The sequence below is a fragment of the Agromyces marinus genome, assembly GCF_021442325.1.
Taxonomy (GTDB): Bacteria; Actinomycetota; Actinomycetes; order Actinomycetales; family Microbacteriaceae; genus Agromyces; species Agromyces marinus.
The window spans coordinates 1,346,234-1,372,171 of the sequence record NZ_CP087879.1 but is presented as its reverse complement, the minus strand read 5'-3'; the positions used below and the strand labels follow the sequence as shown (position 1 = coordinate 1,372,171).

The window sequence follows — 25,938 nt, the reverse complement described above, 5'->3', positions numbered from 1 at the left end:
CGCCGAGCGGCCCTTCCGGTGCCGAAGGAGCTACCGTGATCGAATTCACCACCGCGCCGCTGGTCCCAGCGGACCCCGACGCGAACACCACCGACCTGCTCGTCGAGCGCGTCAGGGCGACGCCCGACTCGGTCCTCTTCTCATTGCCGACGTCCGACGGCGGGTGGAGCCCGGTCACGACCAGGGAGTTCCACGAGCAGGTCGTCCGCCTGGCCAAGGGCCTCGTCGCAGCCGGAATCCAGCCCGGCGACAAGATCGGCCTCATGAGCAAGGTCCGCTACGAGTGGACGCTGATCGACTTCGCCGCCTGGTTCGCCGGCGCCGTGCTCGTGCCGATCTACGAGACGAACTCCCCCGCGCAGGTGCGGTGGAACCTCAGCGACTCGGGCTCGATCGCGGTCATCCTCGAGACGGCCGACCACTTCGCGCGGTTCGACGAGGTGCACGCCGACCTGCCGGCGATCCGCAACGTCTGGCAGATCGACCTCGGCGACCTCGACAAGCTCGCGGCCGGCGGTGCCGACGTGCCCGACGAAGAGATCGAGCGCCGTCGCAACCTCGCCGTCGGCTCCGACATCGCGACGCTGATCTACACGTCGGGCTCGACCGGCAAGCCCAAGGGGTGCGTGCTCACCCACGCGAACTTCGTCGAGCTCTGCCGCAACTCGGCCGTCGCACTCGACGAGGTCGTGCTCGACCCGAACGGCGCGTCGACGCTGCTGTTCATCACGACGGCGCACGTGTTCGCCCGGTTCATCTCGGTGCTCTGCGTGCACGCCGGCGTGCGCGTCGGGCACCAGCCCGACACCAAGCAGCTGCTGCCGAGCCTCGGCAGCTTCAAGCCGACGTTCCTGCTCGCGGTCCCCCGCGTCTTCGAGAAGGTCTACAACGTCTCCGAGCAGAAGGCCGAGGCCGGCGGCAAGGGCAAGATCTTCCACGCGGCCGCCGAGACCGCGGTCGCCTACTCGACCGCGCTCGAGGCCGGAGGCAAGATCCCCCTCGGGCTCCGCCTGAAGTTCGCACTCTTCGACCGACTCGTGTTCTCGAAGCTCCGCGCGGCGATGGGCGGCAACGTGAAGTACGCCGTCTCCGGATCCGCGCCGCTCGGACCCCGCCTCGGCCACTTCTACCACGCGCTCGGCATCACGATCCTCGAGGGCTATGGCCTGACCGAGACCACGGCGCCCGCGACGGTCAACCTGGTCACGAAGTCGAAGATCGGAACGGTCGGCCCCGCATTGCCCGGCGTCTCGGTCCGCATCCTCGACGACGGCGAGATCCAGGTCAAGGGCATCAACGTCTTCAAGGAGTACTGGAAGAACCCCGAGGCGACCGCCGAGGCCTTCGAGGGCGAGTGGTTCAAGACCGGCGACATCGGCCAGTTCGACGCCGACGGCTTCCTCACCATCACGGGGCGCAAGAAGGAGATCATCGTCACCGCGGGCGGCAAGAACGTGGCGCCCGCCGCGCTCGAGGACCCGATCCGCGCGAACCCGCTGGTCGGCCAGGTCGTCGTGGTCGGCGACGCGAAGCCGTTCATCTCGGCGCTCGTGACCCTCGACCCCGAGATGCTCCCGGTCTGGCTCAACAACAACGGCGAGGATGCCGGCATGTCCATCGAGGATGCCGGTCGCAACGCCAAGGTGCTCGCCGAGGTCCAGCGCGCGATCGACACCGCGAACGAGAACGTCTCGCGCGCCGAGTCGATCCGGAAGTTCGTGATCCTGCCCACCGAGTTCACCGAGGCCAGCGGTCACCTGACGCCGAAGATGAGCATCAAGCGCAACGTCATCCTCGAGGACTTCTCCGCCGAGATCGAGGGGCTCTACTCGGGCTCGCCCGCGACCGAGGGTCACTCGATCGTGAGCTGACGACCGCTCGAACGGCGAAGGTCCCCGCGGAGTCCGCGGGGACCTTCGTCGTTCCGGGCGGCGCCGGGGGGCGCACCGGGCGGCGCACCGGGCACCGCCGTGGGCCCGCGACGCACGGCGCGGGCCCGCTCAGAACCAGTCGGATTCGCGCACCGCGCGCATCGCAGCACGGCGCTCGTCCTTCTCGAGCCGGTCGAGGTAGAGCACGCCGTCGAGGTGATCGGTCTCGTGCTGGAGCGCCTGCGCCATGAGGCCGTCGCCCGAGACCTCGATCTCATTGCCCTCGAGGTCGAATCCGCGCACCCGGGCGAACGGATGACGCGGCGTCTTGTGCCACAGTCCGGGGACCGACAGGCACCCCTCGTCGACCAGTTCCGGGTCTCCCGAGACCTCCACGAGGACGGGGTTGATGACGTACCCGACCTCGCCGTCGATGTTGTAGCTGAACACGCGCAGGTTCACCCCGATCTGGGGCGCCGCGACGCCCGCCCGCCCCGGCAGGCGGACACTGTCGACCAGGTCCTCCACGAGGGATCGGACGCGATCGTCGACGTCGCCGACGGGGCTCGAAGCGGTCTTCAGGACAGGGTCGCCGAACAGGCGAATAGGACGTTCCGGCAATGGTGCTCCGTGTTCAGTGCCCGCGTTCGACGGGCAGGCCTTCCACCACGAGGGCGGCGAGTTCGCGGGCCGAGTGCTGCGTGACGGAGCGCAGGTCGCCCCAGTTCACCACCGAGCCCGCCGCGAGCTGCGGGTCGTACGGGATCCGCACGATCTCGCGCACGCGAGACTGGAAATGGGCCTCGATCTCGTCGACGTTGACGATATGGGTGCCCTGCGTCGCCAGGTTGATGGCCACGACCGCGTTGCGCACGAGCTCGGTGTACCCGTTCGCCTCGAGCCAGGTCAGCGTCTCGCTCGCGAGTCGCGCCTCGTCGACGCTGCCGCCCGAGACGACCACGATCGAGTCGGCGCGCTGCAACGTCGCGCGCATGACCGAGTGCACGATGCCCGTGCCGCAGTCGGTGAGCACGATCGAGTAGTAGCGCGCCGCGAGGCCCGCGACGACGTTGTAGTCGTTGTCGTCGAACGCCTCGGACAGGGTCGGGTCGGTGTCCGACGCGAGGATGTCGAGGCGCGTGCCGTCGCGTGAGACGAACCGGGAGAAGTCCGTGTAGCCGCCGATCGAAGAGGCCTTGGCGACCACGTCGCGGACGGTCTCCCTGGTCTGCCGGTCGACGCGTTCGGCGAGCGTGCCTCGGTCGGGGTTCGCATCGATCGCGATGATGCGATCGTCGCGGGCGTCCGCGAGGGCCATGCCGAGCAGCGTCGTCACGGTGGTCTTGCCGACCCCGCCCTTGCGGGTGAGCACGGGCACGAACCTGGCGCCGCCGTCGAACCGGCGGCGGATGCGCTCGCTCATCGCCTGGTGCGCACGGACCTTCGCCGAGTCGCCGAGGTTGACGAGGTGGAAGCTCGCCTCGTACACGAAGCGGTTCATCCCGCCCTGCGGGGCCGGTCGCGTCGTGCGGTTGACGTCGATGAGCCGGTCGGCGGTGAGCGACTCGGCGGTCTCGGGCACCTCGGCCGGGAGCGCGGCGGGGTCGCGGTCCTCGACGACCGCCACGTGCGAGCCCGTGTCGGTCGTGACGCGTTCGCGACGCAGTCGAGCCCCGTCGGCAGCGAGCAGCGCACCGTACGGCGAGCCGTCGCGTCTCGCGGCGGCGCGGGCGCCGCCGACGAACGACGGCACCACGTCGACCGATGCCGACCCGGCGGTGACCGCGGTCAGGTCGCCCGGGTCGACCGCGACGTCGTCGATCGCCACGGCGACCTCGTCGTCGGGCATCGCGCGCGGCGGTGCCGGTGGCAGGTCGACGTGGACGTCGACCTGCTCGGCGGCGTGCGCGCCACCCGAACGCGTTCGGTGGTTCTCGCGTTCGTCAGGATCGGATGAGCCGTTCGAGACCTCGTCGTGTTCCGCCACCGAGTCCCCTCCTCATCAGTGCTGAACTGTGCCGAGTCTAACCCGGGCGCACCACCAGGAGCAGATCACTCGCCTCGACCTGTTGCGTCCTGGGGATCGCGACGCGTTCGACGACACCGGCGACCGGCGACGTGATCGCCGCCTCCATCTTCATCGCCTCGATCGAGGCGACGGCCTGGCCCGCCTCGATCTCGGCGCCCGCCTCGACCTGGAGCGTCACCACGCCGGAGAACGGCGCGGCGATGTGGCCGGGCTGCGAGGCATCCGCCTTCTCCGCTGCGCGCGCCTCGACGGTGATGCTGCGGTCGCGGACGAACACCGGGCGGAGCTGGCCGTTCAGGACGGTCATGACGGTCCGCATGCCCTTGTCGTCGACCTCGCCGATCGCTTCGAGTCCGGCGTAGAGGCGCACGCCCTTCGCGATCTCGACGACGTGCTCGGCGCCCGGGCGGAGCCCGTAGAGGTAGTCGGCGGTGTCGATGACCGAGAGGTCGCCGAACAGCTCGCGGATCTGCTCGAACTGGCGCGTCGGCGCCGGGAAGAGCAGCGCGTTCAGCAGGGCGCGCCGGTCCGGTCCTGGCTCCGCGAGCCCGCGGCGCTGCGCGTGCGAGAGCTCGGTCACGCCGACGCGCGCATCGCGCCCGGCGAGCACCTTCGTCCGGAAGGGCTCGGGCCATCCGCCGGGGAGGTCGCCGAGTTCGCCGGCCATGAAGCCGATGACCGAGTCGGGCACGTCGTACTTCTCGGGGTTGGCCGCGAAGTCGGCCGGGTCGGCCTTGACCGCCGCGAGGTGGAGCGCGAGGTCGCCGACGACCTTGGAGGAGGGCGTCACCTTCGGCACGCGACCGAGGATGTCGTTCGCGGCGGCGTACATGTCCTCGATGAGTTCGAAGTCGTCCGCGAGGCCGAGCGCGATGGCCTGCTGGCGCAGGTTGGAGAGCTGGCCGCCGGGGATCTCGTGGTGGTACACCCGGCCGGTCGGGCCGGGCAGTCCGGACTCGAACGGACGGTAGATGCGGCGCACCGCCTCCCAGTACGGCTCGAGGTCGGAGACCGCGTCGAGCGGGATGCCGGTGTCGCGCTCGGTGTGGGCGAGGGCTGCGACGAGCGCCGATGCCGACGGCTGGCTGGTGGTTCCGGCCATCGGGGCGGATGCCACGTCGACCGCGTCGACGCCGGCCCGACTCGCGGCGAGGAGGGTCGCCAGCTGGCCGCCCGCGGTGTCGTGCGTGTGCAGGTGCACGGGGAGATCGAACCGCTCGCGGAGCGCCGAGACGAGCTTCTCGGCCGCGGTCGGGCGGAGCAGCCCCGCCATGTCCTTGATCGCCAGCACGTGCGCCCCGGCGTCGACGATCTGGTCGGCGAGCCGCAGGTAGTAGTCGAGCGTGTAGAGGTCCTCGGACGGGTCGAGCAGGTCGCCCGTGTAGCAGAGCGCCACCTCGGCGACGGGCGAACCGGCCGCGAGCACCGCGTCGATCGCGGGGCGCATCTGCGAGACGTCGTTGAGCGCGTCGAAGATGCGGAAGATGTCGACGCCGGTGGCCGCCGCCTCCTGGACGAAGGCGTCGGTGACCTCGGTCGGATACGGCGTGTACCCGACCGTGTTGCGACCGCGGAGCAGCATCTGGATGTTGATGTTCGGCAGCGCCTCGCGGAGCGCGGCGAGCCGCTCCCACGGGTCCTCGCCGAGGAAGCGCAGTGCGACGTCGTAGGTCGCCCCGCCCCAGGCCTCGACCGACAGCAGCTGCGGCGTCATGCGGGCCACGTGCGGTGCCACGGCGACGAGGTCGCGCGTGCGGACCCGGGTCGCGAGCAACGACTGGTGGGCGTCGCGGAAGGTGGTCTCGGTGACCGCGAGCGGCGTCTGCGCGCGCAGCGCGGCGGCGAAGCCGGCCGGCCCGAGCTCGAGCAGGCGCTGCCGGGACCCCGCGGGTGCGGGGGCGCCGAGGTCGATCTCGGGGAGCTTCTCGGCCGGGCTGACGGTGGTCGGCGCCGCGCCGTTCGGCTGGTTCACGGTGACGTCCGCGAGCCAGTTCAGGATCTTCGTTCCGCGGTCCTTCGAGACGCGGCCCCGCATGAGCTCGGGCCGCTCGTCGATGAACGACGTGCTGAGGTCGCCGGCCATGAACTGCTCGTCGTCCATCACCGCCTGCAGGAACGAGATGTTCGTGGACACCCCGCGGATGCGGAACTCGGCCAGTGCGCGCTTGGTTCGGGTGACGGCCTGCTCGTAGTCACGGCCCCGGCAGATGAGCTTCGCCAGCATCGAGTCGAAGTGCGGGCTGATCTGGGCACCCGGGTTGACCGTGCCGCCGTCGAGGCGGATGCCGGCCCCGCCCGGCGAGCGGTAGGTCGTGATCTTGCCGGTGTCGGGGCGGAAGTTCGCGGTGGGGTCCTCCGTCGTGATGCGGCACTGCAGCGCCGCGCCCCGGAGCTGCAGGCGGTCCTGAGTGAGTCCGAGGTCGGAGAGCCGCTCCCCCGCGGCGATCCGCATCTGCGCGACGACGAGGTCGACGTCCGTGACCTCCTCGGTCACGGTGTGCTCGACCTGGATGCGCGGGTTCATCTCGATGAACACGTGCTCGCCGGCCCGCTCACCGGCGGTGTCGAGCAGGAACTCGACCGTTCCGGCGTTGACGTAGTCGATCGACTTCGCGAACGCGACCGCGTCGCGGTAGAGCGACTGGCGGACCTCGTCGGACAGGTTCGGTGCCGGCGCGATCTCGACGACCTTCTGGTGTCGACGCTGCACCGAGCAGTCGCGTTCGAAGAGGTGGACGGTCTCGCCGGAGGCATCCGCCAGCACCTGGACCTCGATGTGCCGGGGCCGCAGCACCGCCTGCTCGAGGAACATGGTGGGGTCGCCGAATGCACTGTCGGCCTCCCGCATGGCCTCCTCGAGGGCTCGGCGGAGGTCCTCCTTGCGGTCGACGCGGCGCATGCCGCGCCCGCCGCCGCCGGCGACCGCCTTGGCGAAGATCGGGAAGCCGATCTCGTCGGCCTGCGCGAGCAGGCCGTCGACGTCGGTCGAGGGATCGGTCGACTTCAGCACGGGCACGCCCGCGGCGATGGCCTGCTGCTTCGCGGTGACCTTGTTGCCGGCCATCTCGAGCACGCGCGTGGGCGGCCCGATGAAGGTGATGCCCGCATCGGCCGCGGCCTGCGCGAGCTCGGGGTTCTCGGAGAGGAACCCGTAGCCGGGGTAGATCGCGTCGGCTCCGCACTCCTTCGCGACGCGGATGATCTCCGAGACGTCGAGATAGGCGCGCACGGGATGCCCCGGCTCGCCGATCTGGTACGCCTCGTCAGCCTTCAGCCGGTGCAGTGAATTGCGGTCTTCGTAGGGGAAGACGGCGACGGTCTTCGCACCGAGTTCGACGGCGGCACGGAACGCACGGATGGCGATCTCACCGCGATTGGCGACCAGGATCTTCGAGAACATGCAGGCCTTTCACCAGGGGGACTTTCCCGCACAGCGAACTGTGAGGTAACGCGCTCCGAGTAACGGTAACGTATTCGCTCGTGCACGTTCTCTCGGTCAGTTCACTGAAGGGCGGAGTCGGAAAGACCACCGTCACCCTCGGGCTGGCGTCCGCGGCCTTCGCGCGAGGGGTGCGCACGCTGGTGGTCGACCTCGACCCGCAATCCGACGTCTCGACCGGCATGGACATCCAGGTCGCCGGTCACCTGAACGTCGCGGACGTCCTCGCCTCTCCCAAGGAGAAGATCGTGCGCTCGGCGATCGCGCCGAGCGGGTGGGCGCGCACGAACCCGCAGTCGACCATCGACGTCATGATCGGCAGTCCGTCGGCCATCAACTACGACGGGCCGCACCCGTCGATCCGCGACATCTGGAAGCTCGAGGAGGCGCTCGCGAACGTCGAGGCCGACTACGAGCTGGTCCTGATCGACTGCGCGCCGTCGCTCAACGCGCTCACGCGCACCGCCTGGGCTGCGAGCGACCGCGTGGCCGTGGTCACCGAGCCCGGGCTGTTCTCGGTCGCCGCGGCCGACCGCGCGCTTCGTGCGATCGAGGAGATCCGGCGGGGCCTCTCGCCCCGGTTGCAGCCGCTCGGCATCATCGTGAACCGCGCGCGTGTGCAGTCGCTGGAGCACCAGTTCCGCATCAAGGAGCTCCGCGACATGTTCGGCCCGCTGGTGCTCAGCCCGCAGCTGCCCGAGCGCACCTCGCTGCAGCAGGCGCAGGGCGCGGCGAAGCCGCTGCACATGTGGCCGGGCGAGAGCGCCGAGGAGATGTCGGCGCACTTCGACCAGTTGCTCGAGCGGGTGCTGCGCGCCGCGCGCATCGGCGACGTCGCGCCGGGCCTTCCGCAGCAGTTCGAGCTGGACGCGTCGCAGCCCTGATCGGGGCGGGCGTCAGGGCTGATCGGGGCCTGCGTCGGCGCGTAACGCGACGTCACATCGCACGCGTGCGAGCCTCGCGAGGAGCCGATCGCCCTGGGTCAGGAGATCTTGCGCGCGGGTCGACCGCGCCGTGCGGCGAGCTCGTCGACGTGCTCGACGGGCTGGGTGTCGAGCTGCACGAGCGTCGACTCGACCTCGCGGAGCACCTTGCCGACCGCGATGCCGAACACGCCCTGGCCGCGATTGACGAGATCGATGACCTCGTCGTCGGACGTGCAGAGGTAGACGCTCGCACCATCGCTCATGAGCGTGGTCTGCGCGAGGTCGTCGATTCCCGACTCGCGGAGCTGGGTCACGGCGACCCTGATCTGCTGGAGCGAGATGCCCGTGTCGAGCAGACGCTTGACGAGCTTGAGCACGAGGATGTCGCGGAACCCGTAGAGCCGCTGCGAACCCGATCCGGCCGCGCCGCGGACGGTCGGTTCGACGAGCTGCGTGCGCGCCCAGTAGTCGAGCTGCCGATAGCTGATGCCCGCGGCGCGAGCGGCGACCGCTCCGCGGTAGCCGGTGCCGTCGTCGTGCTCGGGGAGGCCGTCGGTGAAGAGCAGTCCGAGGTCGTAGCGTGTTCGTTCGCTCCGATCGAGCCCGGTCATCCGATCGCCCCTCTACTCTCGCCCGCACCCCGCGGCCGCGCAGTCCACGCTACCGACGTGCCGCATCGGAGTCGAGGACATCGGGCCGAACGTCACGGCGTGTCGCGTCACCGCGCCGGCCGTTCGAGACTCTGCCTGAGGACCGCGGCGTGCACCGCGGCGAGGCGATCGCCGAGTTCGCGCGCGCGCTCGGCGCTCCGCGCGCGGCCGGCCGGGTCGGTGCGCCGTTCGGGCGCGATCGCCTGTTCGACGAGCGCCGCCTGGCGCTCGGCTGCGGCACGCATGCCCCTGAGGTGTCGCGGTTCGATGCCGCTCCCCCGCAGGACGGCGAGGGCGGCGAGCACATCGCGCGCCTCTGGGCCGTAGACCTCGGCCGGCCGGATGAGGGAGGCCGCGATCGCGTCGTCGAGCAGCGCCGGTGTCGCATCCGCTTCACGGACGAGTTCGTCGCGGGAGTACCTCGCAGCCGAGGCGCGGAAGGCCGCCGCGTCGACCGCGCCGGGAAGCGCGGGCGTGCGGCCCGCGTCGATCTCGGCGAGATGGGTCCGGATGACCTTGAGCGGGAGGTAGTGGTCCCGTTGCATCGAGAGCACCACGGTCAGTCGTTCGATGTCCCCCGGGGAGAACTTGCGGTAGCCCGCCGCGGTCCGGGCGGGCGAGACGAGCCCCTGCTCCTCGAGGAAGCGCAGCTTCGACGGGGTCAGCTCCGGGAACTCCGGTTGGAGCTTCGCCAGGACCTGGCCGATGCCGAGCAGCGGTGGGGCGTGAGCCGGACGCCGCGTCGCGGCGCCCCCGCTCACCCGGTTCCCGCCGGCGCGAGGTCGTGTCGGGAGGCGTAGAAGGTGAGCCGGTACTTGCCGATCTGGACCTCGGCGCCGTCGCTGAGCAGCGCGGTCTCGATCCGGACGCCGTCGAAGTAGGTGCCGTTGAGCGAGTTGAGGTCGCGCACCTGGAACGCCGTGCCGTGACGGACGAACTCCGCGTGCTTGCGCGAGACCGTGACGTCGTCGAGGAAGATCTCGGCGTCGGGATGACGGCCGACCGACGTGACGTCGGTGTCGAGCAGGAACCGCGCGCCGACGTTCGGCCCCCGACGCACGATGAGCAGCGCCGAAGCGGACGGGAGCGCCGCGATCGCCTCCTGTTCGGCGACGCTGACGTCGCCGTCGAGGGCGTTCAACTGCGCCGCCGCCTCACGGCTGAAGCCCATCGTCGTGTCGTTGACGTGGTCGATGAGCTGCGCCGATGTCTCGGCAGGCGGCTCGACCCCCTCGTCGTTCGCGCCGGTCTGGGTCATGTCGGAATCCGCCACCGCTAACCTCCCTGCTCAAGCGTATCGGATGCCGGGGGCGGGGACACCCGCGCCTGGCGGACGACACGCGCGGTCTCGATCGCGTAGATCACGCCCGCCCACCAGTAGAGGAAGGCGCCCCAGATCGTCACGGCCCAGCCGATCGGCTCGCTGACCGGCTGGACCTGCGGGAACGCGAGCCCGAGCATGATGATCGGCACGCCCGAGAACAGCGCGAAGGTCGCGGCCTTGCCCAGTTGGTGGACCGGCAGCGGCCCGTATCCGTGGTTCGCGAGCACGATGCCCAGCACGAGGAGGAACACGTCGCGCGCGACGATCACGACGACGATCCACCACGGGACCAGGCCGTTCGCGGCGAGCCCGAGGAGGGCGGCGAAGATGTACAGCCGGTCGGCGGCGGGGTCGAGCAGTTGGCCGAGCCTGGTGATCTGCCCGAGCCGCCGGGCGAGGTAGCCGTCGAGCAGGTCGGTCAGGCTCGCGACGACGAGCACCACGAGTGCCGGGACGTACTCCCCCGCGACCACGAGGACGAGGAACACCGGCACCAGCAGCAGCCGGAGCATGCTGAGGATGTTGGGCACGGTCCAGACCCGATCCGAGACCCCCGAACTGTGCCCGCCCACGAGTCGATCCTATCGACCGCTCGTCGCCCGGATCCGGCCGCGCAACGCCGGCCACGACTCCGCGAAGCGCGGATGCAGCGGCAGATCGTCCACCTCGGCGAGCGCGATCCACCGCAGCTCGATCGATTCCGGGTCGGCCAGACGCGGTTCGAATCGCCGTTCGGCGTCGGCGACGACGGTCGTGTACGACCAGAACCCGAGGTCGAGGACGCTCTGGAACCGTTCCACGAGGATTCCCCGCGGCATCCCGGTCTCCTCGGTCGCCTCGCGGACCGCGGCCGCCCACGCGGTCTCGCCGGCGTCGCGTGCGCCGCCGGGGATCCCCCAGGTGCCGCCGAAGTGGCTCCACGCCGCGCGGTGCTGCATGAGGACCGTGCCGCCGGGTTCGAGGATCAGCAGCCCGGCCGCGCCGAACCTCCCCCAGTACCTGGCGCCGCCCGGCCCCTCGACCCAGCCGTCGCCACTCGTTCGCGTCACGTCTCCAGCATGCCGCAGTCGGTCGGGTGCGACATCCGTCTGCGTGGCCTGATCGAACTTTCGGTTGTTCCCGACCGGATCGGCGTTCGATAGCTTCGTCCACATGACGCGGGGGCTGATGCACCCGCACAGCCGGAGGGAGGACCCATGGACCGCACGATGAACGGTCTCGAGGACGAGGTGGTGCTCCTCGACGAGTCGGGTACGCCCATCGGCCGCGCACCGAAGAGCGCCGCGCACGGGCCGTCGACCGAGTTGCACCTGGCGTTCTCGTGCCACGTCGTGAATCCGATCGGCGAGGTGCTCGTCACCCGTCGGGCGGTGACGAAGCAGACCTGGCCCGGGGTGTGGACGAACTCGTTCTGCGGTCACCCCCGCCCGGCCGAGCCGTTGCTGCATGCGGTGCGGCGGAGGGCCGATCACGAGTTGGGGCTCGAGTTGACCGGCATCGACCTGGCCCTGCCGTTGTTCCGGTACCGGGCGACGGATGCCGCGGGCATCGTGGAGAACGAGGTGTGCCCGGTCTACGTGGCCACCGCTTCGGCCGAGCCCGATCCGAATCCGCGCGAGGTCGCCGAGTACCGCTGGGTCCGGCCGGAGCAGTTCGCGGCCGCGATCCGCGCGACGCCGTGGGCGTTCAGCCCGTGGCTGGTGCTGCAGGCCGAGGAACTGGAGCTGTTCCGTGCCTGAACGGCTCGATGCCGACGTCGACGAGGGGCTCCGGGTCTTCTTCGCCGAGGCGCGATTGCGAGCGGGTGCCTACGGCAGCCACTACGCCGCGCTGTGGGAGTCGATCGAGCATCAGAGCTCGGGCGGGAAGCGGATCCGCCCCGGGCTGGTGTGGTCGGCGTACCGGGGGTTCGGCGGGGTCGACCGCACGGTGGTGACCGGCGTGGCCCTGGCGTTCGAGCTGCTGCACACGGCGTTCCTGATCCACGACGACCTGATCGATCGGGACACGGTTCGGCGGGGCGTGCCGAACGTGGCGGGTCGCTTCGCGGCGCGCGCGACCGAGTTCGGCGGGGATGCCCGGGCGAGCGAGGTGTGGGGCGCCACCGCGGCCGTGCTCGCGGGCGATCTCGCGCTGAGCCGCGCCCACCGGGAGATCGCGATCCTGCCGATCGGCGACGACCGGAGGCGGGCGCTGCTCGACATCCTCGATCACGCGGTCTTCGTGTCAGCTGCAGGCGAGCTCGCCGACGTGGTCTCGTCGCTGCACGGATCCACGCCCGAACTGGAGGGCGTGCTGGCGATGCTCGAGCAGAAGACGGCCGTGTACTCGTTCGAGGCGCCGCTGTCGGCGGGCGCCGTGCTGGCCGGGGCGCCCGCGTCCGCGGTGGCGGCGCTCGGCCGGTTCGGGCGCCTCGCGGGTGTGGCCTTCCAGATCACGGACGACGTGCTCGGCGTCTTCGGCGACCCGGTGAGCACGGGGAAGTCGGCGTCCGCCGACCTGCGCGAGGGCAAGCGGACGGCGTTGATCGCGCATGCGGCCGCGACGACGGCGTGGCCGGAGATCCGCGACCGCCTGGGCGATCCTGCGCTCGACGACGCGGGCGCGTCGGCGTTGCGCGAGCGACTGCGCGGGTGCGGTGCGCTCGACGCCGCGGTCGCGTCGGCGGCCGAGCACGTCACGCTCGCGCTGCACGAGCTGGAGGGTGCGGAGGTCCCCCTCCAGCTGCGGTCGGAGCTGGCGGGGTTCGCGCAGCAGGCGATCGGACGCGTCCGGTGAGCGCGCGCGACGACCGCGGGCTGCTCGCGCGGTACTCGGATGCCGCCGAGGCGAGTTCGGCGACCGTGATCGCCCGGTACTCGACGTCGTTCGGGACGGCGGCGCGGCTGCTCGACCCTGCCACGCGACATCGGATCCGCACCGTGTACGCGCTCGTCCGGGTCGCGGACGAGGTCGTGGACGGCGCGGCCGCCGAGGCCGGACTGGACGTGCTCGAGCAGCGCGACGTGCTGGACGGCCTGGAGCAGGAGGTCGAGCGGGCACTGGCCCGCGGGTACTCGGCGAACCTGGTCGTGCACGCGTTCGCCTCGGTGGCACGCGAGTGCGGGTTCGGTGTCGAGCTGACGCGCCCGTTCTTCGCGTCGATGCGGCGCGACCTCGATCCGACGCCAATCGCGCCGGAGGAGATCGCCGAGTACATCCACGGTTCCGCGGAGGTCGTGGGCCTGATGTGCCTCGCGGCGTTCCTGGTCGACGAGTCCGGATCCGGTGTCGACCCCGCCCGGCGAGCCCGGCTCGAGCGCGGCGCGGTCCATCTCGGCGCGGCGTTCCAGAAGATCAACTTCCTCCGCGACCTCGCGACGGACTGGCGCACGCTCGGCAGGAACTACTTCCCCGGCGTCGACCCGGATGCGTTCTCCGAGGCCGACAAGTCCGCGATCCTCGACGACATCGAACGCGATCTCGACCTCGCGCGCGCGGCGATCCCCGAGCTCCCGCGGCGAGCGCGGGCCTCGGTCGCCGCGGCGCACGGGGTGTTCGCGAGTCTTGCGACCCGGTGTCGTGCGACGCCCGCGTCGTCGATCATCGCGACTCGGATCCGGGTGCCCGACGGGGAGAAGTTCGCGATCGCGGTGCGGTCGGCGTTGACGACGGGAGGTGGTCGGCGATGATCGGCGGTTCGGAGCGGATCGTGGTGATCGGGGGCGGGATCGCGGGGCTGGCGACGGCCGCGCTGCTCGCGCGGGACGGGCATCGGGTGACGCTGCTGGAGGCGCGCGACGAGGTGGGCGGGCGCGCGGGGAGTTGGTCGCGTCACGGCTTCCGGTTCGACACCGGTCCGTCGTGGTACCTCATGCCCGAGGTGTTCGAGCATTTCTTCCGCCTGTTCGGGACGAGCGCCGCGGCCGAGGTCGACCCGGTGCGGCTCGACCCCGGGTATCGGGTCTGGGCGGACGGGTACGAGGAGCCGCTGGACGTGCGCTCGACGCGTGCCGCGAACGTCGAGCTGTTCGAGTCGGTCGAGCCCGGCGCGGGGCGGGCGCTCGAGCGCTACCTCGATTCGGCCGATTCCGCCTACGACCTGGCGTTGCGGAGGTTCCTGTACACGGACTTCACGGACGTCCGCGGGCTGGCCGCGGGCGAGGTGGTGCGGGAGTCGGGCCGGATGGCTCGGCTGCTCGGCACGAGCCTGGAGCGGTTCGCCGCGCGGGCCGTGCGCGATCGCCGCCTGCGGCAGGTCCTCGGCTACCCGGCGGTGTTCCTCGGTTCGTCGCCGGATCGGACTCCGGCCCTGTACCACCTGATGAGCCACCTGGATCTCGGGGAGGGCGTGGCGTATCCGCGCGGGGGGTTCGCCGGGTTGATCGAGCGGATCGCCGCGATCGCGGTCGGCGCGGGGGTCGAGATCGTCACGGGTGCGCGGGTCGAGGCGATCGAGTTGTCGTGGGACGGCCCGCGGCCGGCGGTCAGGGGCGCCCGGTTCCGCACCTCGGACGGGCGCGAGGTGGTCGCTCCGGCGCATCGTGTGGTCTCGGCCGCCGACCTGCACCACACGGAGACGCAGTTGCTCCCGGTGGCCGCGCAGACGTACCCGGAGTCGTGGTGGCGGCGGCGGACGTCGGGCCCCGGGGCGGTGCTGGCGATGCTCGGCATCCGCGGCCGGGTTCCCGAGCTGGCCCACCACACGCTGTTCTTCACGGAGGACTGGCGGACGAACTTCGACGCGATCTTCGGTTCGGATCCGAGGGTGCCCGACCCCGCTTCGTTCTACGCGTGCATGCCGAGTGCGACGGATGCCACGGTGGCGCCGCCCGGCGACACGAACCTGTTCCTGCTGGTGCCGGTGCCCGCCGATCCCTCGATCGGGCGCGGCGGTGAGGGCGGGTCGGGCGACCGGCTCGTCGAGGAGACGGCGGATGCCGCCATCCGCCGCATCTCGCGGCTGCCCGGGGTCGGCGACCTGTCGGAGCGGATCGTGGTCCGGCGCACGGTCGGGCCGGCCGATTTCGAGGAGGGCCTGAACTCGTGGCGGGGCGGGGCGCTCGGGCCGGCTCACACGTTGCGGCAGTCCGCCTTCCTGCGGGGTTCGAACCGGTCGCGCCGGGTGGAGGGCCTGTACTACGCGGGCGGTTCGACGACGCCGGGGATCGGGTTGCCGATGTGCCTCATCAGTGCCGAGAACGTGCTCAAGCGCGTGCGCGGCGATCGTTCGACCGGGCCGATCGCCGAGCCCGACGGCGCGGATGCCGCGGGCGCTCGGCAGTGGCCGGCGGGTCGCTGATGGGGCTGGTCTACCTCGCGGGCCTCTCCGCGGTGATCGGGTGCATGGCGCTCATCGATGCGCGCTGGCGCCTCGTGTTCTGGCGCGCCCCGCTCGCGGCGGCGGCGACGGTCGGGATCGGCGTCGCCTTCTTCCTCGTGTGGGATGCCGCGGGCATCCTGTCGGGCGTGTTCTTCCGCGGCGACTCGTCGATCGTGACGGGCATCGAGCTGGCTCCGGAGCTGCCGCTCGAGGAACCGGTGTTCCTGGTGTTCCTGTGCTACCTCACGCTCGTGCTCGTGCTCGGTTTCGAACGGATCCTCGAGGTCCGGGCCGGCCGCGATGCCGAGGTCCGGTCGGGAGGCGGTGACCGGTGACGTACCTGCTGATCAGCATTCCGTTCCTCGTCGTGGCGGCGGTCGTGGCCCGGGTCGGATGGCCTCGCGGGAGTTCCGGGTCGCGGGGACCCGGCGCGGGTCGTCGCCGCGCGGGTCGTCGCCGCGCGGTCGCGACGTCGGCGGCGGCCGCGGTCCTGCTCGTGCTGACCGCGGTGTTCGACACGCTCATCATCGCCGCGGGGATCGTGGCCTACGACGAGGACCGACGCTCCGGGGTCACGATCGGGCTCGCACCCGTCGAGGACTTCCTGTACCCGATCGCGGGGGTGCTGCTGCTCCCGGCCGTGTGGTCGCTGTTCGCGCGCCGACGGGCCGGAGGTTCGCGATGAGCGCCGAACGCGCGCGGGTCGGCGCGCTCCGGGCGGCCGGGCAGGTCCTGTGGTCGTCGCGGCCGGTCAGCTGGATCAACACCGCGTTCCCGTTCGCGGCGGCGTACGTGCTGACGACCGGTCGCGTCGATGCGGTCTTCGTCGTCGGCACGCTGTTCTTCCTCGTTCCGTACAACCTGCTCATGTACGGCGTGAACGACGTGTACGACTACGAGTCCGACCTCCGAAACCCGCGCAAGGGCGGCGCGGAGGGGGCGTTGCTCGACCCGGGGCTGCACCGTGCGGTCGTGTGGTCGGGCGTCGCGACCGCGGCCCCGCTCGTGGCACTGCTGCTGTGGCTCGGTGCCGGGTCGCCGTGGTCGTGGCTCGTGCTCGCGGTGAGCCTGTTCGCGGTGTTCGCGTACTCGGTGCCGGGCCTGCGGTTCAAGGAGGTCCCGGTGCTGGATTCGGCGACCTCGAGCACGCACTTCGTGAGCCCGGCCGTGTACGGTCTGGCGATCGCGGGAGCCGCGCCGACCTGGCCGTTGGTCGCGCTGCTCGTCGCGTTCTTCTGCTGGGGCATGGCCAGCCATGCGTTCGGCGCCGTGCAGGACGTGGTGCCGGACCGGGAGGCCGGGATCGCGTCGATCGCGACGGCGTTCGGCGCGGCGACGACGGTCCGGATCGCGCTGGCCCTGTGGCTCGCGGCGGGCCTGTTGATGCTCGCGACGGAGTGGCCGGGCCCGCTCGCGGCCCTGCTGGTGCTGCCGTACCTGTGGGCGGCCTGGCCCTATCGTTCGGTGACGGATGCCGCGTCGGGCACGTCCAACCGCGGGTGGCGGCACTTCATCCTCATCAACTACGTCGTCGGATTCTTCGTCACGATGCTCATGATCTGGTGGGCGCTCATCCGCTGACGCGACGCGGGTCGGCATCCGTTCGCCGTCGTAGGCTGAGGGGATGGCGGAGCTCGAGTCGGCACGCGTGGACGCGTGGCTGTGGGCGGTCCGCGTCTGCAAGACGCGGTCCGCGGCGACCACCGCGTGCCGGGCGGGCCACGTGCGGGTCAACGGCGAGCGCGCGAAGGCCGCGCAGGCGGTGCGGCCGGGTGACGAGGTCCGGGTGCGCCTGCACGGGTTCGACCGCACCCTGATCGTGCGGCGCCCGATCGTGAAGCGCGTGTCGGCGGAGCTCGCGGCGACGGCCGTGGAGGATCGCACGCCCGCTCCTCTGCCCCGCGAGGCGGTTCCGACCGTGCCCGTCCGCGATCGGGGTGCGGGCCGGCCGACCAAGCGCGAGCGTCGCGATCTCGACCGACTTCGCGGGCGCTGACCGCGCCCGCCCGCGCACTGGCGTAGCGTGGGCCGGGTGAGCAGGGAACTTCTCCACGAACCCGACCAGCGCCGGTACGTGCTCCGTGTCGACGGGCAGGTGGCGAGCGTGCTCGACTATCGCGAGCTCGGCGATGCGGTCGCGTTCGTGCGCACGTTCACCAATCCGCCGTATCGCGGGAGCGGGCTCGCGGCCGATCTCGTGGCGTTCGCCGTCGACGACGTCGAGGCGCAGGGCGCCCGACGCATCGTGCCGAGCTGCTGGTACGTGGAGCAGTGGTTCGACCGGCATCCCGACCGGCGCGAGCTGCTCGACCCGAGGGCGAGCTGAGCCGGGTCAGTACCAGTTCACGGACTGCGAGTGGCCCCATGCGGCGCACGGCGAGCCGTAACCGCGTGAGATGTAGTCCAGGCCCCACTTGATCTGGGTGGTGGCGTTGGTCTTCCAGTCGGCGCCCGCGGTCGCGAGCTTCTCCGCGGGCCACGCCTGCACGATGCCGTACGCACCGCTGGACGGGTTGGTGGCCTGGTAGTTCCAGCCGGACTCCTTGTTCCACAGGTTCACGAGGCAGCCGAACTGCCCCTCGCCCCAGCCGTACTGGGATGCGGCGAGCGAGCGGGCCGTGGCCTTGGCGCCCTCGGGCGTGTTGGCGCGCGCGAGTTCCGCGGCGCGGCGCTCGGCGGCCTTCCGCTCGGCGAGCGCCTTGTCGTAGGCGGCGGCGCTCGCTGCGGCCTCGTCGATCTCCGACCGGGTCGACGCCACGCGGTCGCGCACGTCGTCGAGCGGGAGCGTCTCGAACTCGCCCAGCGAGGCGACCGACGACGCGAGCCCGGTGGCGTCGATCTTGCCCTCGACCTCCGCGAGCGTGTCGGTCGCGAGCGTGAGCGTGTCCTGGGCCTCGGCGTGCACCTTCGCCTGTGCGATGCCGGCGTACGCGCCGAGCTGCTCGCCGGCGAGGCCGGTCGACTCGGTGAGCGCGCTCGTCTCCGCGACGCGCTGCGCGGCGAGGGCCTGGTTGACGGTCAGCCCGGTGCCGGCGACGGCGCCGATCGCGACGAGCGCACCTGCGCCGAGCAGCATGCGGCGGCGGGACGCGCGGCTCCGGCGTGCGCCGCGGCGGGTGGCCGCATCGGTGCGGACGGGGGCGTCCGCGGGCTGGGCAGGCGTGGTGGGGGTGCTGGAGTGCATAGGCGGGGGCGCTCGGAAGAATGGTCGGGGGCCCTCCGAGCTGGGGCTTGGCATGACGCGGGCCGGGGGCTGCCGCGCACGAGTCCCCCACTCTGCACGCCGTTTCTGCATGAACCCTCGACTTCTCCTGAGGAGAACCTGCGCCAGACTGGGCGGATGCCGCATTCCAGCGCGTTCCCCGCCCCCGCCCCCGGCGACCGGTGCCCGTGCACGAGCGGTCACGTGTTCGCCGAGTGCTGCGGGCCCGTCCTCGCGGGTGCGCCCGCCCCGACGGCAGTGCAGCTCATGCGTTCCCGCTACACCGCGTTCGTGGTCGGCGACGTGACGTACCTGCTGGCGACGTGGCATCCGTCGACGAGACCCGCGACCCTCGAGCCCGACCCGGACGTGCACTGGCGTTCGCTCGAGATCATCCGCACGGAACGCGGTGGCCCGCTCGACCGGGAGGGCGTCGTCGAGTTCGCCGCACGATACGTCGCCTCCGGCGAGCGCGGCGTGCAGCGCGAGGTCAGCCGGTTCGTGCGCGAGGGCCGGTGGCTGTACGTCGACGCGATCGGGTGAGGCATCCGCTCGGGCAACGTCGAGGTTGACCGCCTACGGTGAACCTCGATGACGCAGCTCGACGCACCACCGCCGGCCCGCCCCGCCCGGCAGCCGATGCTCACGGATCGTGCCCTGCGCACGCTCGACACGATCGACGGCTCGACGCTCGACGAGATGCGCGCGCTGCGCGATGAGACCGAGCGGTTCATGCAGCGGTACAAGTTCGGCATGGACGAGATCATCACGAAGCTGTCGATCCTGCGCGAGGAGTTCAACCAGGCGTACGCGTACAACCCGATCGAGCACATCTCGAGCCGGCTGAAGAGCCTCGACAGCGTGATCGACAAGATGCGGCGCAAGGGCGTCGAGCCCTCGTTCGACACGATCCGCGCGACGGTGACCGACATCGCGGGAGTCCGCGTGACGTGCAGCTTCGTCTCGGACGCCTACCGCATCGCCGACCTGCTGACGGCGCAGGAGGACGTGCGCGTGCTGCGGGTGAAGGACTACATCGCGCACCCGAAGGCGAACGGGTACCAGAGCCTGCACCTGATCGTCGAGATCCCCGTGTACCTGTCGACGGGCGCTCACCCGGTCGCCGTCGAGGTGCAGATCCGCACGATCGCGATGGACTTCTGGGCGAGCCTGGAGCACAAGATCTACTACAAGTTCGACCGGCAGGTGCCCGAGTCGCTGCTCGCGCAGCTCACCGATGCGGCGCGCACGGCGGCGGAGCTCGACACGCGCATGGAGCGACTGCATCGCGAGGTGCACGGCCTGCCTCGTGAGCCGCGCAACGACGGGCCCGTCGAGGTCTGAGCCCTGGCGCGCCGGTGCGCGCGTCGCGCGCGGCCGTCAGTCGGCCTCGGGCTTGCGGGCGCGGCTCGGCTGCACGCGGGTGGGTTCCCCGGGCATCTTGGGGAAGTCGGGCGGGAACGGCAGTTCGCCGAGGCCGTCCTCGAGGTCGCGCTGCCACCACTCGAGGAGCGTGTCGATCCGCCCGGGGTGCTCGTGCATGCCCGCCCACGGGTCGCCGTGCTCGGCGAGCCGGATCGGCACGGTGAGCACGGTGTGCCGGGCGGGGTCGGTTCCGTCGAGCTCGTCCCAGTCGAGCGGGCACGACACGGGGGCGCCCGGTATGGCGCGCGGGCTGTAGGCGCCGGCCATGGTGCGGTCGCGGTTGGCCTGGTTGAAGTCGACGAACACGCGCTGCCCGCGTTCCTCCTTCCACCAGGCGGTCGTGATGCGGTCGGGCATGCGGCGCTCGAGTTCGCGGCCGAGCGCGATGACGGCGTGCCGCACGTCGAGGAACTCGTGCTCTGGTTCGATCGGGGCGAACACGTGGATGCCGCGGTTGCCGGAGGTCTTGACGTACGCGGTGAGGCCGGCCTCGGCCATGAGTTCGCGCAGTGCGTGCGCCGCGGGGACGGCGTCGGCGAACCCGGTTCCGGGCTGGGGGTCGAGGTCGACGCGCAGCTGGTCGGGCAGGTCGGGCGCCCCGGCCCGCGAGGCCCACGGGTGGAACACGATGGTGTTCATCTGCGCCGCCCAGACCGCGGTCGCCGGTTCGTCGATGACCAGTTGCGGATGCCGCCTGCCGCTGGGGTAGGTCACCGTGACGTCGTGCACCCACTCGGGTGCACCCTTCGGCGGGTTCTTCGAGAAGAACGACTCCCCGCCGATGCCGTCGCGGAACCGTTCGAGCGAGACCGGCCGGTCGCCGTTCGCGGCGACGAACGCCGGCCCGACGGCGACGAGGTACTCGGCGAGGGCGAGCTTGGTGATGCCGGGCTCCGACCACACCACGCGGTCGGGGCTGGAGATCCGGACGGTGCGCGTGCCGTCCGGGCCGTCGAGGTCGATGGTGGTCGCGTCGCGGGCCATGGCGCCGAGGCTATCGTGCTCCGCCGACGCCGGTCACGTGCGGCCGGCGGTCAGGCGCTGAGCGCGGCGTAGCGCTTCTCGGCGCGTGCGCGCGCCTTCTCGGCCTCGATCTCGCGATCCTTGGGCGGCGCGTTGGTGACGAGGTGGTCGAGCAGGTGCTGGGTGATGTGCGCGACGGCTTCGACGGCCTCGTCGAACGCGGCTTCGTTCGCCTTGGACGGGTGGGTGGATCCGCTGACCTTGCGGACGTACTGCAGGGCGGCGGCGCGCACCTCGTCGCCGGTGGCTGCGGGCTCGAAGTTGTGGAGGGTGCGGATGTTCCTGCACATGGCGTGAGCCTAACCCGGTGCTGCGGCGGCGTCGAGGGTGTCGGCCTCGTCGAGGACCCGGGTGGTTCAGCCGCCCGGCCCGAGCTGATCACCGTCGGCCCGTTCGCGCTTCCGGTCGCCCTCCTCGACCCCGAGCATCGCGTCACGGGCCGCGGCGACCTCGGCCGCGGCATCCGCTGCTCTGCGCTCGGCGCGCTTGAGGCGCCGGAGGGCCATCGAGGTCGCACCGTACCGTTCGCGCACGCGGTCCTGCGCCTCGTGGACGCCCGTGATGATGTAGGCGCTCGCGATGAGGATGACCTGGCTGGAGAGGTTCAGCCACAGCAACAGGGCGATGAGCGACCCGAAGCCGGCGAGCAGCGGGTTGCGCGTGGCTCCCCCGACGAACAGCCCGGAGAGCACCTGGAGCACGGTCAGGGCGGCGCCGCCGAGCAGGGCGCCGGTCCAGAGCGCCCTGGCCCCCGGCCGGAGCCCGGAGAGGATGCGGAACAGGCCCGCGACGACGACGGTGTCCATGGCGAACACGACCGCGACCGAGAGCGTGCGCGAGCCCGTGTCGAACAGCGCACCGCCGAGCGGGGCGCCGAGCCAGTCGACGAACGAATCGAGCAACCCGGTGCCGATGACCGTCGCCGCGGATCCGGCGACCAGCAGCAGCCCGAAGCCGATCGCGATCGCGAGGTCGCGCAGCAACTGCCACGCGACGAAGGTGGTCTCGTCGGGCTTGCCGGCGAGCGCACGCAGGGCGATGCGCAGCGACCGGATGGCGCCGATCGCGGCGGCGACGAGGCCGACGAGGCCGATCGCTCCCGCGATCGAGAGGTTCACGGGCTGGATGAGCACGTCGGGGTCGATCGCGGCGTTCGCGCCGATGAGCCCCGGGATGACGTCGTCGACGGTCTCGACGATCGCGTCGATCACCTGCGGGTTGCCGGCGAGCCAGATTCCGGCGATCGCGAACCCGAGGAATGCGCCGGCGAACACCGAGAACAGCGTGCGGTACGTGATGCTGTCGGCGAGCATCGGGCCGTGCTGCTCCTGATAGAGCAGGACGGCGCGGGCGGGCTTGGTGCTGAGCACCCACTCGACGGCGCGGGTGATACGGGCGCGGATGCCGCCTCCGCGCGGGTTCGCACCGGTGACGCTCATGTCGCCCAGCGTACCCACGGCGGGTGCGCCTGCCCGGGAACACGCGACGGGACCCGCGGACCTCGAGGTCCGCGGGTCCCGTCGTGGGGCGCGTCAGGTGCGGCCGGGGATCAGTACCAGCCGACCGACTGCGAGTGCGACCAGGCGCCGCACGGGGTGCCGTAGCGGCCGGCGATGTAGCCGAGGCCCCACTTGATCTGGGTCGTGGCGTTCGTGGCCCAGTCGCCGCCGGCGCTGCCCATCTTGCTGCCGGGGAGCGCCTGCGGGATGCCGTAGGCGCCGCTCGACGGGTTCTGGGCGTAGACGTTCCAGCCGGACTCCTTGTTCCAGAGGTCGACGAGGCAGCCGAACTGGTCGCCGCCCCAGCCGTACATCGACGCCATGAGGTCGCGCGCGGTCGCCTGCGCGCCGCTCGGGTTCGCGGGGCCGCTCGGGTACGACGGTGCCGAGTACGACGACTCGGTCTCTGCGGCTGCGGCCTCGGCCGCGGCCTTCTCGGCGGCGGCCTTCTCGCGGGCGGCCTTCTCCGCTGCGGCCTTCTCAGCGGCCTTGCGGTCGAACTCCTTGACCTGCGCGGCCACCTTCGAGACGTGGTCGCTGGTCTGGTCGGCGAGCGCGAAGACGCGTTCGGGTGCCAGGTGGGTGTAGTACTCGAGCGACGCGACCGTGGAGGCGAGCTCGGTGGCATCCGCCTTGCCCTTCGCCTTGGCGATCGTGGCGTCGGCGGTGGCGAGCGTGTCCTCGGCCTTCTTGGCGGCGTGGGCCTCGAGGAGGCCGCCGGCCGCGGTGAGCTGGTCGGTGTCACGCTCGGTCGCGGCGGTCAGCGCGGCCGTCGCGGCGACGCGCTGCTCCTGGTCGGCGACGGCCGTCTGGATGGCGAAGCCGGATCCGACGATCGCGCCGACGGCGACGATGCCGCCTGCGGTGAGCCAGGCCGCGCGCCGCTTGCGGCGTGTGCGGCGCACGCGCTCACGCGTGGCGTCGAGGGTTTCGGTGGTGCTGAGGATGTCGGGGGAAGTGTTCTGGTTCTGCATATATCCAGTGCGGCGGCACGAGGTGCTGTCCTCGCGCGTTCGCGGTCTCGTCTCGGTGCTTCACGTAAAGGGGGGTCGCCGTGGCGAAGCCGCCAGTCTGCACACCGTTCCTCCACGACTCGTGCCGGTTCCCTGTGAAAGTCATCAGAATCAGTGACGGAACCTCACCTCCTCGGCACGGGTGTGCTCACCGTTCCGCCCGAGAGAAATCGGGGTATCCCCGCCATTCGCCGGGCCCGTGGGAACGCACGAACGCGTGGTGCACGCGCTCGCATGCGCCCCGCAACGTCGTGCCGTACCCGAGGAGCCTTCCCTCGAACTCGGCGCGGAATCGCACCTGCCCGTCGACGCGGACGATGCTCACGAGGCCGTATTCGCGGCCGAGCGAGTCGACGAGTCGCCACCGGCCGGGTTCGGGCTCTTCGGCGGCGAGGATCGGATGCCACGTGGCCAGTGCTGCTCCCTTCGAAGCGCCCCGGCCGGCGTTCTTCGATCGTACGTCGGACTGCCCCGGTCGTCACGCCGCCGTTGCCGCGTCAGAACGCACGATCGGGATCTACACGCCCGGGCGCTCATCGCCGACGCGTTCAGGCTCCGCGGCGAACCCAGCTACGAGATCCCCGCAATGCTCTGAAGGAGTGGCCGTCGTTTCGCCGCTGAATCCACTCATTCAGGCTGCTCGAACGAGCGGCGACACTGCGCGGAACGACTCGATGACGGCCGAGCCCTGACCCGGCTTGGCGGTGAGGACTGCGACGACGGTGACAGGCATGGGTTCAGACCATCCGGAAGTCGATACCCAGAAGCGACGCGGCCGCGCGATAGGTGGTGCCGCGGTGTCCGAGCGAAAGGGACCAGTGGTGCCCGACGCCGGTCGCCGACCAGGCGTCGACCCACTCTCCCGGATCGCGACCGAAGTCCACCCGACTCGTGGTGTTCCCGATCTCCAGCAGCGGGCCGGGAACCACCACGCCCTGAGAGGCGATGAACGACAACGACCCGTCGCGGTTCTGCCCGAGTCCCAGCAGCGTGACCGGGCCGTGCCGCACGTCGAACTCGACCGATACACCCCACCCGCGCTTGCCGTGGAACACCCCGAGGCCGCGCAGCAGCGGGTCACGAGATGAGACGGCCAGGTGGGCCGGTCCGTCGTGCCCCATCTCGACCACGTTGTCCTCGAAGTTCAAGGCCTGGATCTCGCAGAACGACCCACCGGCACCGACGACCTGCGTCGCGAGCTGCGCGAGCGTCGTGCGCAACTCGTACTCGCCCGTCGCCGGTATGCCCCGGGCGGTCAGCAATGAAGCACCGAGGATCATGCCGGCACCCAGCCGTTCGTGCTGCTCCCCGTCGAGGCCGCGGTGATAGTAGGAGAGCGAGTCCAGGTCGAAGTCGTCCACGAGTCGGTCCAAGCCGACGGATACCTTCGCACCCCAGGCGAAGTCCTCCTCCACGACCGAGTGGTCGAGTGTGAAGACTCGGCGCGCAAGCTCCATCCTCTGCGCAGTCTCTCGCTCGGTGACGGAATCCACCCGCACGCGCAGGTCGTCGAACTCCAATACCTCCACGTGCGACCCGAATGTCACCGGCAGCAGTGTCAAGTCGGTCGAGACGTCGAGCATCCCCGGATACACGTGCCCCATGAGGCCGTGACGGGCATGCCGGAGCGCCGCCCTCACATGCGCGGCTGCGATCCACTGCTCGATCCGTTTCCACGCAGACTCCTGCCGGAGGTACCCTGACACCGACCGGAACTCGATGCCGGCGCGCATGAACACGTTCCCCACCTCCGGGACCGGGCACTGGCCGCAGTATGCCAACCATGCACCGGTATCGAACGATGCATGGTCCATCTTCTGCGTCGGCTGAAGGTCGATGACCAGCACCGGCGCGCCCGACCGCTGCGCGATCGGCAGTACCATCGAGCTCGTCAGATACGTCGTCAGGAAGAGCACGATCAGGTCGCAATCAGCCTTCCTCAATGCCTCCGCGGCGGCCGCCCCCTCCTGGGCGTCGGAGATGAATCCGACATCCGTCACATCCGAATCCATCTCCGCGAACCGTTCAGACACATACCGGGACGATTCGCGCAGTTGCGGAAGCAATCCCGGGAACTGCGGCCAGTATGTCCCGAGCCCGCCCGCGACCAATCCGATCCTCGGCTTGCGCCGCGATTTCGGAGCGAGCACCGTGCTCAACTCGGTCAGTTCGGTCGTCATGCGTGCCTTCTTTCGTTGTCGCGGCGCATGCCACGATGTGAGGATGGGTTGTCGG

At 71.1% G+C, this 25,938-nt stretch carries 27 protein-coding genes; 13 read left to right on the top strand and 14 right to left on the bottom strand.

The features are described from left to right. The first annotated feature begins 35 nt into the window (after positions 1-35). Positions 36-1,871, top strand: a complete 1,836-nt coding sequence (locus DSM26151_RS06465; RefSeq protein WP_234661583.1) for an AMP-dependent synthetase/ligase — start codon at positions 36-38, stop codon at positions 1,869-1,871. Positions 1,872-2,000: 129 nt separating this feature from the next. On the opposite strand, the gene def is transcribed toward DSM26151_RS06465, so the two are convergent. From def to DSM26151_RS06450, 3 genes are read right to left on the bottom strand one after another with little or no spacing between them, the layout of a single operon-like run. Beyond that, positions 2,001-2,492, bottom strand: coding sequence for a peptide deformylase (gene def, locus DSM26151_RS06460; protein WP_234661582.1), 492 nt, complete (start codon positions 2,490-2,492; stop codon positions 2,001-2,003). A gap of 13 nt (positions 2,493-2,505) precedes the next feature. Next, on the bottom strand, positions 2,506-3,858 hold the full coding sequence (locus DSM26151_RS06455) for a MinD/ParA family ATP-binding protein (protein ID WP_234661581.1): 1,353 nt from the start codon (positions 3,856-3,858) through the stop codon (positions 2,506-2,508). A 37-nt stretch (positions 3,859-3,895) separates the two neighbouring features. Then, the gene (locus DSM26151_RS06450) at positions 3,896-7,300 is read right to left on the bottom strand and encodes a pyruvate carboxylase (protein WP_234661580.1); all 3,405 of its coding nucleotides are present in this window, start codon (positions 7,298-7,300) and stop codon (positions 3,896-3,898) included. An 80-nt stretch (positions 7,301-7,380) separates the two neighbouring features. Here DSM26151_RS06450 and DSM26151_RS06445 point away from each other — a divergent pair, with 80 nt between their 5' ends. Further along, positions 7,381-8,223 (top strand): ParA family protein, encoded by an 843-nt coding sequence (locus DSM26151_RS06445; RefSeq protein ID WP_234661579.1) that lies wholly within the window; start codon positions 7,381-7,383, stop codon positions 8,221-8,223. A 98-nt stretch (positions 8,224-8,321) separates the two neighbouring features. Here the strand turns inward: DSM26151_RS06445 and DSM26151_RS06440 are convergent, their stop codons facing one another. The 5 genes from DSM26151_RS06440 to DSM26151_RS06420 all read right to left on the bottom strand — a co-directional run bounded on the left by DSM26151_RS06440 (position 8,322) and on the right by DSM26151_RS06420 (position 11,288). After that, positions 8,322-8,876 carry a MerR family transcriptional regulator gene (locus tag DSM26151_RS06440; RefSeq protein WP_234661578.1) on the bottom strand — a complete coding sequence of 185 codons (555 nt, stop codon included), beginning with the start codon at positions 8,874-8,876 and terminating at the stop codon, positions 8,322-8,324. 107 nt (positions 8,877-8,983) lie between these two features. Further along, entirely contained in the window at positions 8,984-9,676 is a 693-nt protein-coding gene (gene ftsR, locus DSM26151_RS06435) for a transcriptional regulator FtsR (RefSeq protein ID WP_234661577.1), read from the bottom strand. Beyond that, positions 9,673-10,086, bottom strand: coding sequence for an FHA domain-containing protein (locus DSM26151_RS06430; RefSeq protein ID WP_234661821.1), 414 nt, complete (start codon positions 10,084-10,086; stop codon positions 9,673-9,675). The genes ftsR and DSM26151_RS06430 overlap by 4 nt, the downstream gene beginning before the upstream one ends. Positions 10,087-10,190: 104 nt before the next feature. After that, positions 10,191-10,811 carry a CDP-alcohol phosphatidyltransferase family protein gene (locus DSM26151_RS06425; protein WP_234661576.1) on the bottom strand — a complete coding sequence of 207 codons (621 nt, stop codon included), beginning with the start codon at positions 10,809-10,811 and terminating at the stop codon, positions 10,191-10,193. A 9-nt stretch (positions 10,812-10,820) separates the two neighbouring features. Beyond that, positions 10,821-11,288: an NUDIX hydrolase gene (locus tag DSM26151_RS06420; protein ID WP_234661575.1), complete on the bottom strand. Its 468-nt coding sequence runs from the start codon at positions 11,286-11,288 to the stop codon at positions 10,821-10,823. A 147-nt stretch (positions 11,289-11,435) separates the two neighbouring features. On the opposite strand from DSM26151_RS06420, the gene idi reads away from it, so the two are divergent. From idi to DSM26151_RS06375, 9 genes are read left to right on the top strand one after another with little or no spacing between them, the layout of a single operon-like run. Continuing rightward, positions 11,436-11,978, top strand: coding sequence for an isopentenyl-diphosphate Delta-isomerase (gene idi, locus DSM26151_RS06415; RefSeq protein WP_234661574.1), 543 nt, complete (start codon positions 11,436-11,438; stop codon positions 11,976-11,978). Next, positions 11,971-13,017: a polyprenyl synthetase family protein gene (locus tag DSM26151_RS06410; protein WP_234661573.1), complete on the top strand. Its 1,047-nt coding sequence runs from the start codon at positions 11,971-11,973 to the stop codon at positions 13,015-13,017. Before idi ends, DSM26151_RS06410 begins: the two co-directional genes overlap by 8 nt. Beyond that, the gene (locus DSM26151_RS06405) at positions 13,014-13,910 is read left to right on the top strand and encodes a phytoene/squalene synthase family protein (protein ID WP_234661572.1); all 897 of its coding nucleotides are present in this window, start codon (positions 13,014-13,016) and stop codon (positions 13,908-13,910) included. Before DSM26151_RS06410 ends, DSM26151_RS06405 begins: the two co-directional genes overlap by 4 nt. After that, positions 13,907-15,520: a phytoene desaturase family protein gene (crtI, locus tag DSM26151_RS06400; protein ID WP_234661571.1), complete on the top strand. Its 1,614-nt coding sequence runs from the start codon at positions 13,907-13,909 to the stop codon at positions 15,518-15,520. The genes DSM26151_RS06405 and crtI overlap by 4 nt, the downstream gene beginning before the upstream one ends. After that, a complete protein-coding gene (locus DSM26151_RS06395; RefSeq protein ID WP_234661570.1) occupies positions 15,520-15,876 on the top strand; it encodes a lycopene cyclase domain-containing protein in 357 nt (118 codons plus the stop codon). Before crtI ends, DSM26151_RS06395 begins: the two co-directional genes overlap by 1 nt. Then, on the top strand, positions 15,873-16,226 hold the full coding sequence (locus tag DSM26151_RS06390) for a lycopene cyclase domain-containing protein (protein WP_234661569.1): 354 nt from the start codon (positions 15,873-15,875) through the stop codon (positions 16,224-16,226). The genes DSM26151_RS06395 and DSM26151_RS06390 overlap by 4 nt, the downstream gene beginning before the upstream one ends. Beyond that, positions 16,223-17,122: a prenyltransferase gene (locus DSM26151_RS06385; RefSeq protein ID WP_234661568.1), complete on the top strand. Its 900-nt coding sequence runs from the start codon at positions 16,223-16,225 to the stop codon at positions 17,120-17,122. The genes DSM26151_RS06390 and DSM26151_RS06385 overlap by 4 nt, the downstream gene beginning before the upstream one ends. A 43-nt stretch (positions 17,123-17,165) precedes the next feature. Beyond that, the gene (locus DSM26151_RS06380; RefSeq protein ID WP_234661567.1) at positions 17,166-17,537 is read left to right on the top strand and encodes an RNA-binding S4 domain-containing protein; all 372 of its coding nucleotides are present in this window, start codon (positions 17,166-17,168) and stop codon (positions 17,535-17,537) included. Between the two features lie 36 nt (positions 17,538-17,573). Then, a complete protein-coding gene (locus DSM26151_RS06375; RefSeq protein ID WP_234661566.1) occupies positions 17,574-17,867 on the top strand; it encodes a GNAT family N-acetyltransferase in 294 nt (97 codons plus the stop codon). A 6-nt stretch (positions 17,868-17,873) separates the two neighbouring features. On the opposite strand, the gene DSM26151_RS06370 is transcribed toward DSM26151_RS06375, so the two are convergent. Continuing rightward, complete coding sequence (locus DSM26151_RS06370; protein ID WP_234661565.1) at positions 17,874-18,617, bottom strand: aggregation-promoting factor C-terminal-like domain-containing protein; 744 nt, start codon at positions 18,615-18,617, stop codon at positions 17,874-17,876. Positions 18,618-18,881: 264 nt separating this feature from the next. Between DSM26151_RS06370 and DSM26151_RS06365 the strand changes: the two genes are divergently transcribed. Both DSM26151_RS06365 and DSM26151_RS06360 read left to right on the top strand, forming a co-directional pair. Next, positions 18,882-19,286, top strand: coding sequence for a YchJ family protein (locus DSM26151_RS06365; RefSeq protein ID WP_234661564.1), 405 nt, complete (start codon positions 18,882-18,884; stop codon positions 19,284-19,286). A 156-nt stretch (positions 19,287-19,442) separates the two neighbouring features. After that, complete coding sequence (locus tag DSM26151_RS06360) at positions 19,443-20,087, top strand: GTP pyrophosphokinase (protein ID WP_407651034.1); 645 nt, start codon at positions 19,443-19,445, stop codon at positions 20,085-20,087. 36 nt (positions 20,088-20,123) lie between these two features. Here the strand turns inward: DSM26151_RS06360 and ligD are convergent, their stop codons facing one another. From ligD to DSM26151_RS06335, 5 genes are all read right to left on the bottom strand, one after another. Then, positions 20,124-21,152 carry a non-homologous end-joining DNA ligase gene (gene ligD, locus DSM26151_RS06355; protein WP_234661563.1) on the bottom strand — a complete coding sequence of 343 codons (1,029 nt, stop codon included), beginning with the start codon at positions 21,150-21,152 and terminating at the stop codon, positions 20,124-20,126. 50 nt (positions 21,153-21,202) lie between these two features. Then, complete coding sequence (locus tag DSM26151_RS06350) at positions 21,203-21,481, bottom strand: DUF2277 domain-containing protein (protein WP_234661562.1); 279 nt, start codon at positions 21,479-21,481, stop codon at positions 21,203-21,205. Between the two features lie 66 nt (positions 21,482-21,547). Continuing rightward, positions 21,548-22,630, bottom strand: coding sequence for a YihY/virulence factor BrkB family protein (locus tag DSM26151_RS06345; protein ID WP_234661561.1), 1,083 nt, complete (start codon positions 22,628-22,630; stop codon positions 21,548-21,550). 110 nt (positions 22,631-22,740) lie between these two features. Continuing rightward, positions 22,741-23,664 carry an aggregation-promoting factor C-terminal-like domain-containing protein gene (locus DSM26151_RS06340; RefSeq protein ID WP_234661560.1) on the bottom strand — a complete coding sequence of 308 codons (924 nt, stop codon included), beginning with the start codon at positions 23,662-23,664 and terminating at the stop codon, positions 22,741-22,743. Positions 23,665-24,440: 776 nt separating this feature from the next. Continuing rightward, positions 24,441-25,883, bottom strand: a complete 1,443-nt coding sequence (locus DSM26151_RS06335; protein WP_234661559.1) for an L-fucose/L-arabinose isomerase family protein — start codon at positions 25,881-25,883, stop codon at positions 24,441-24,443. Positions 25,884-25,938: the final 55 nt, after the last annotated feature.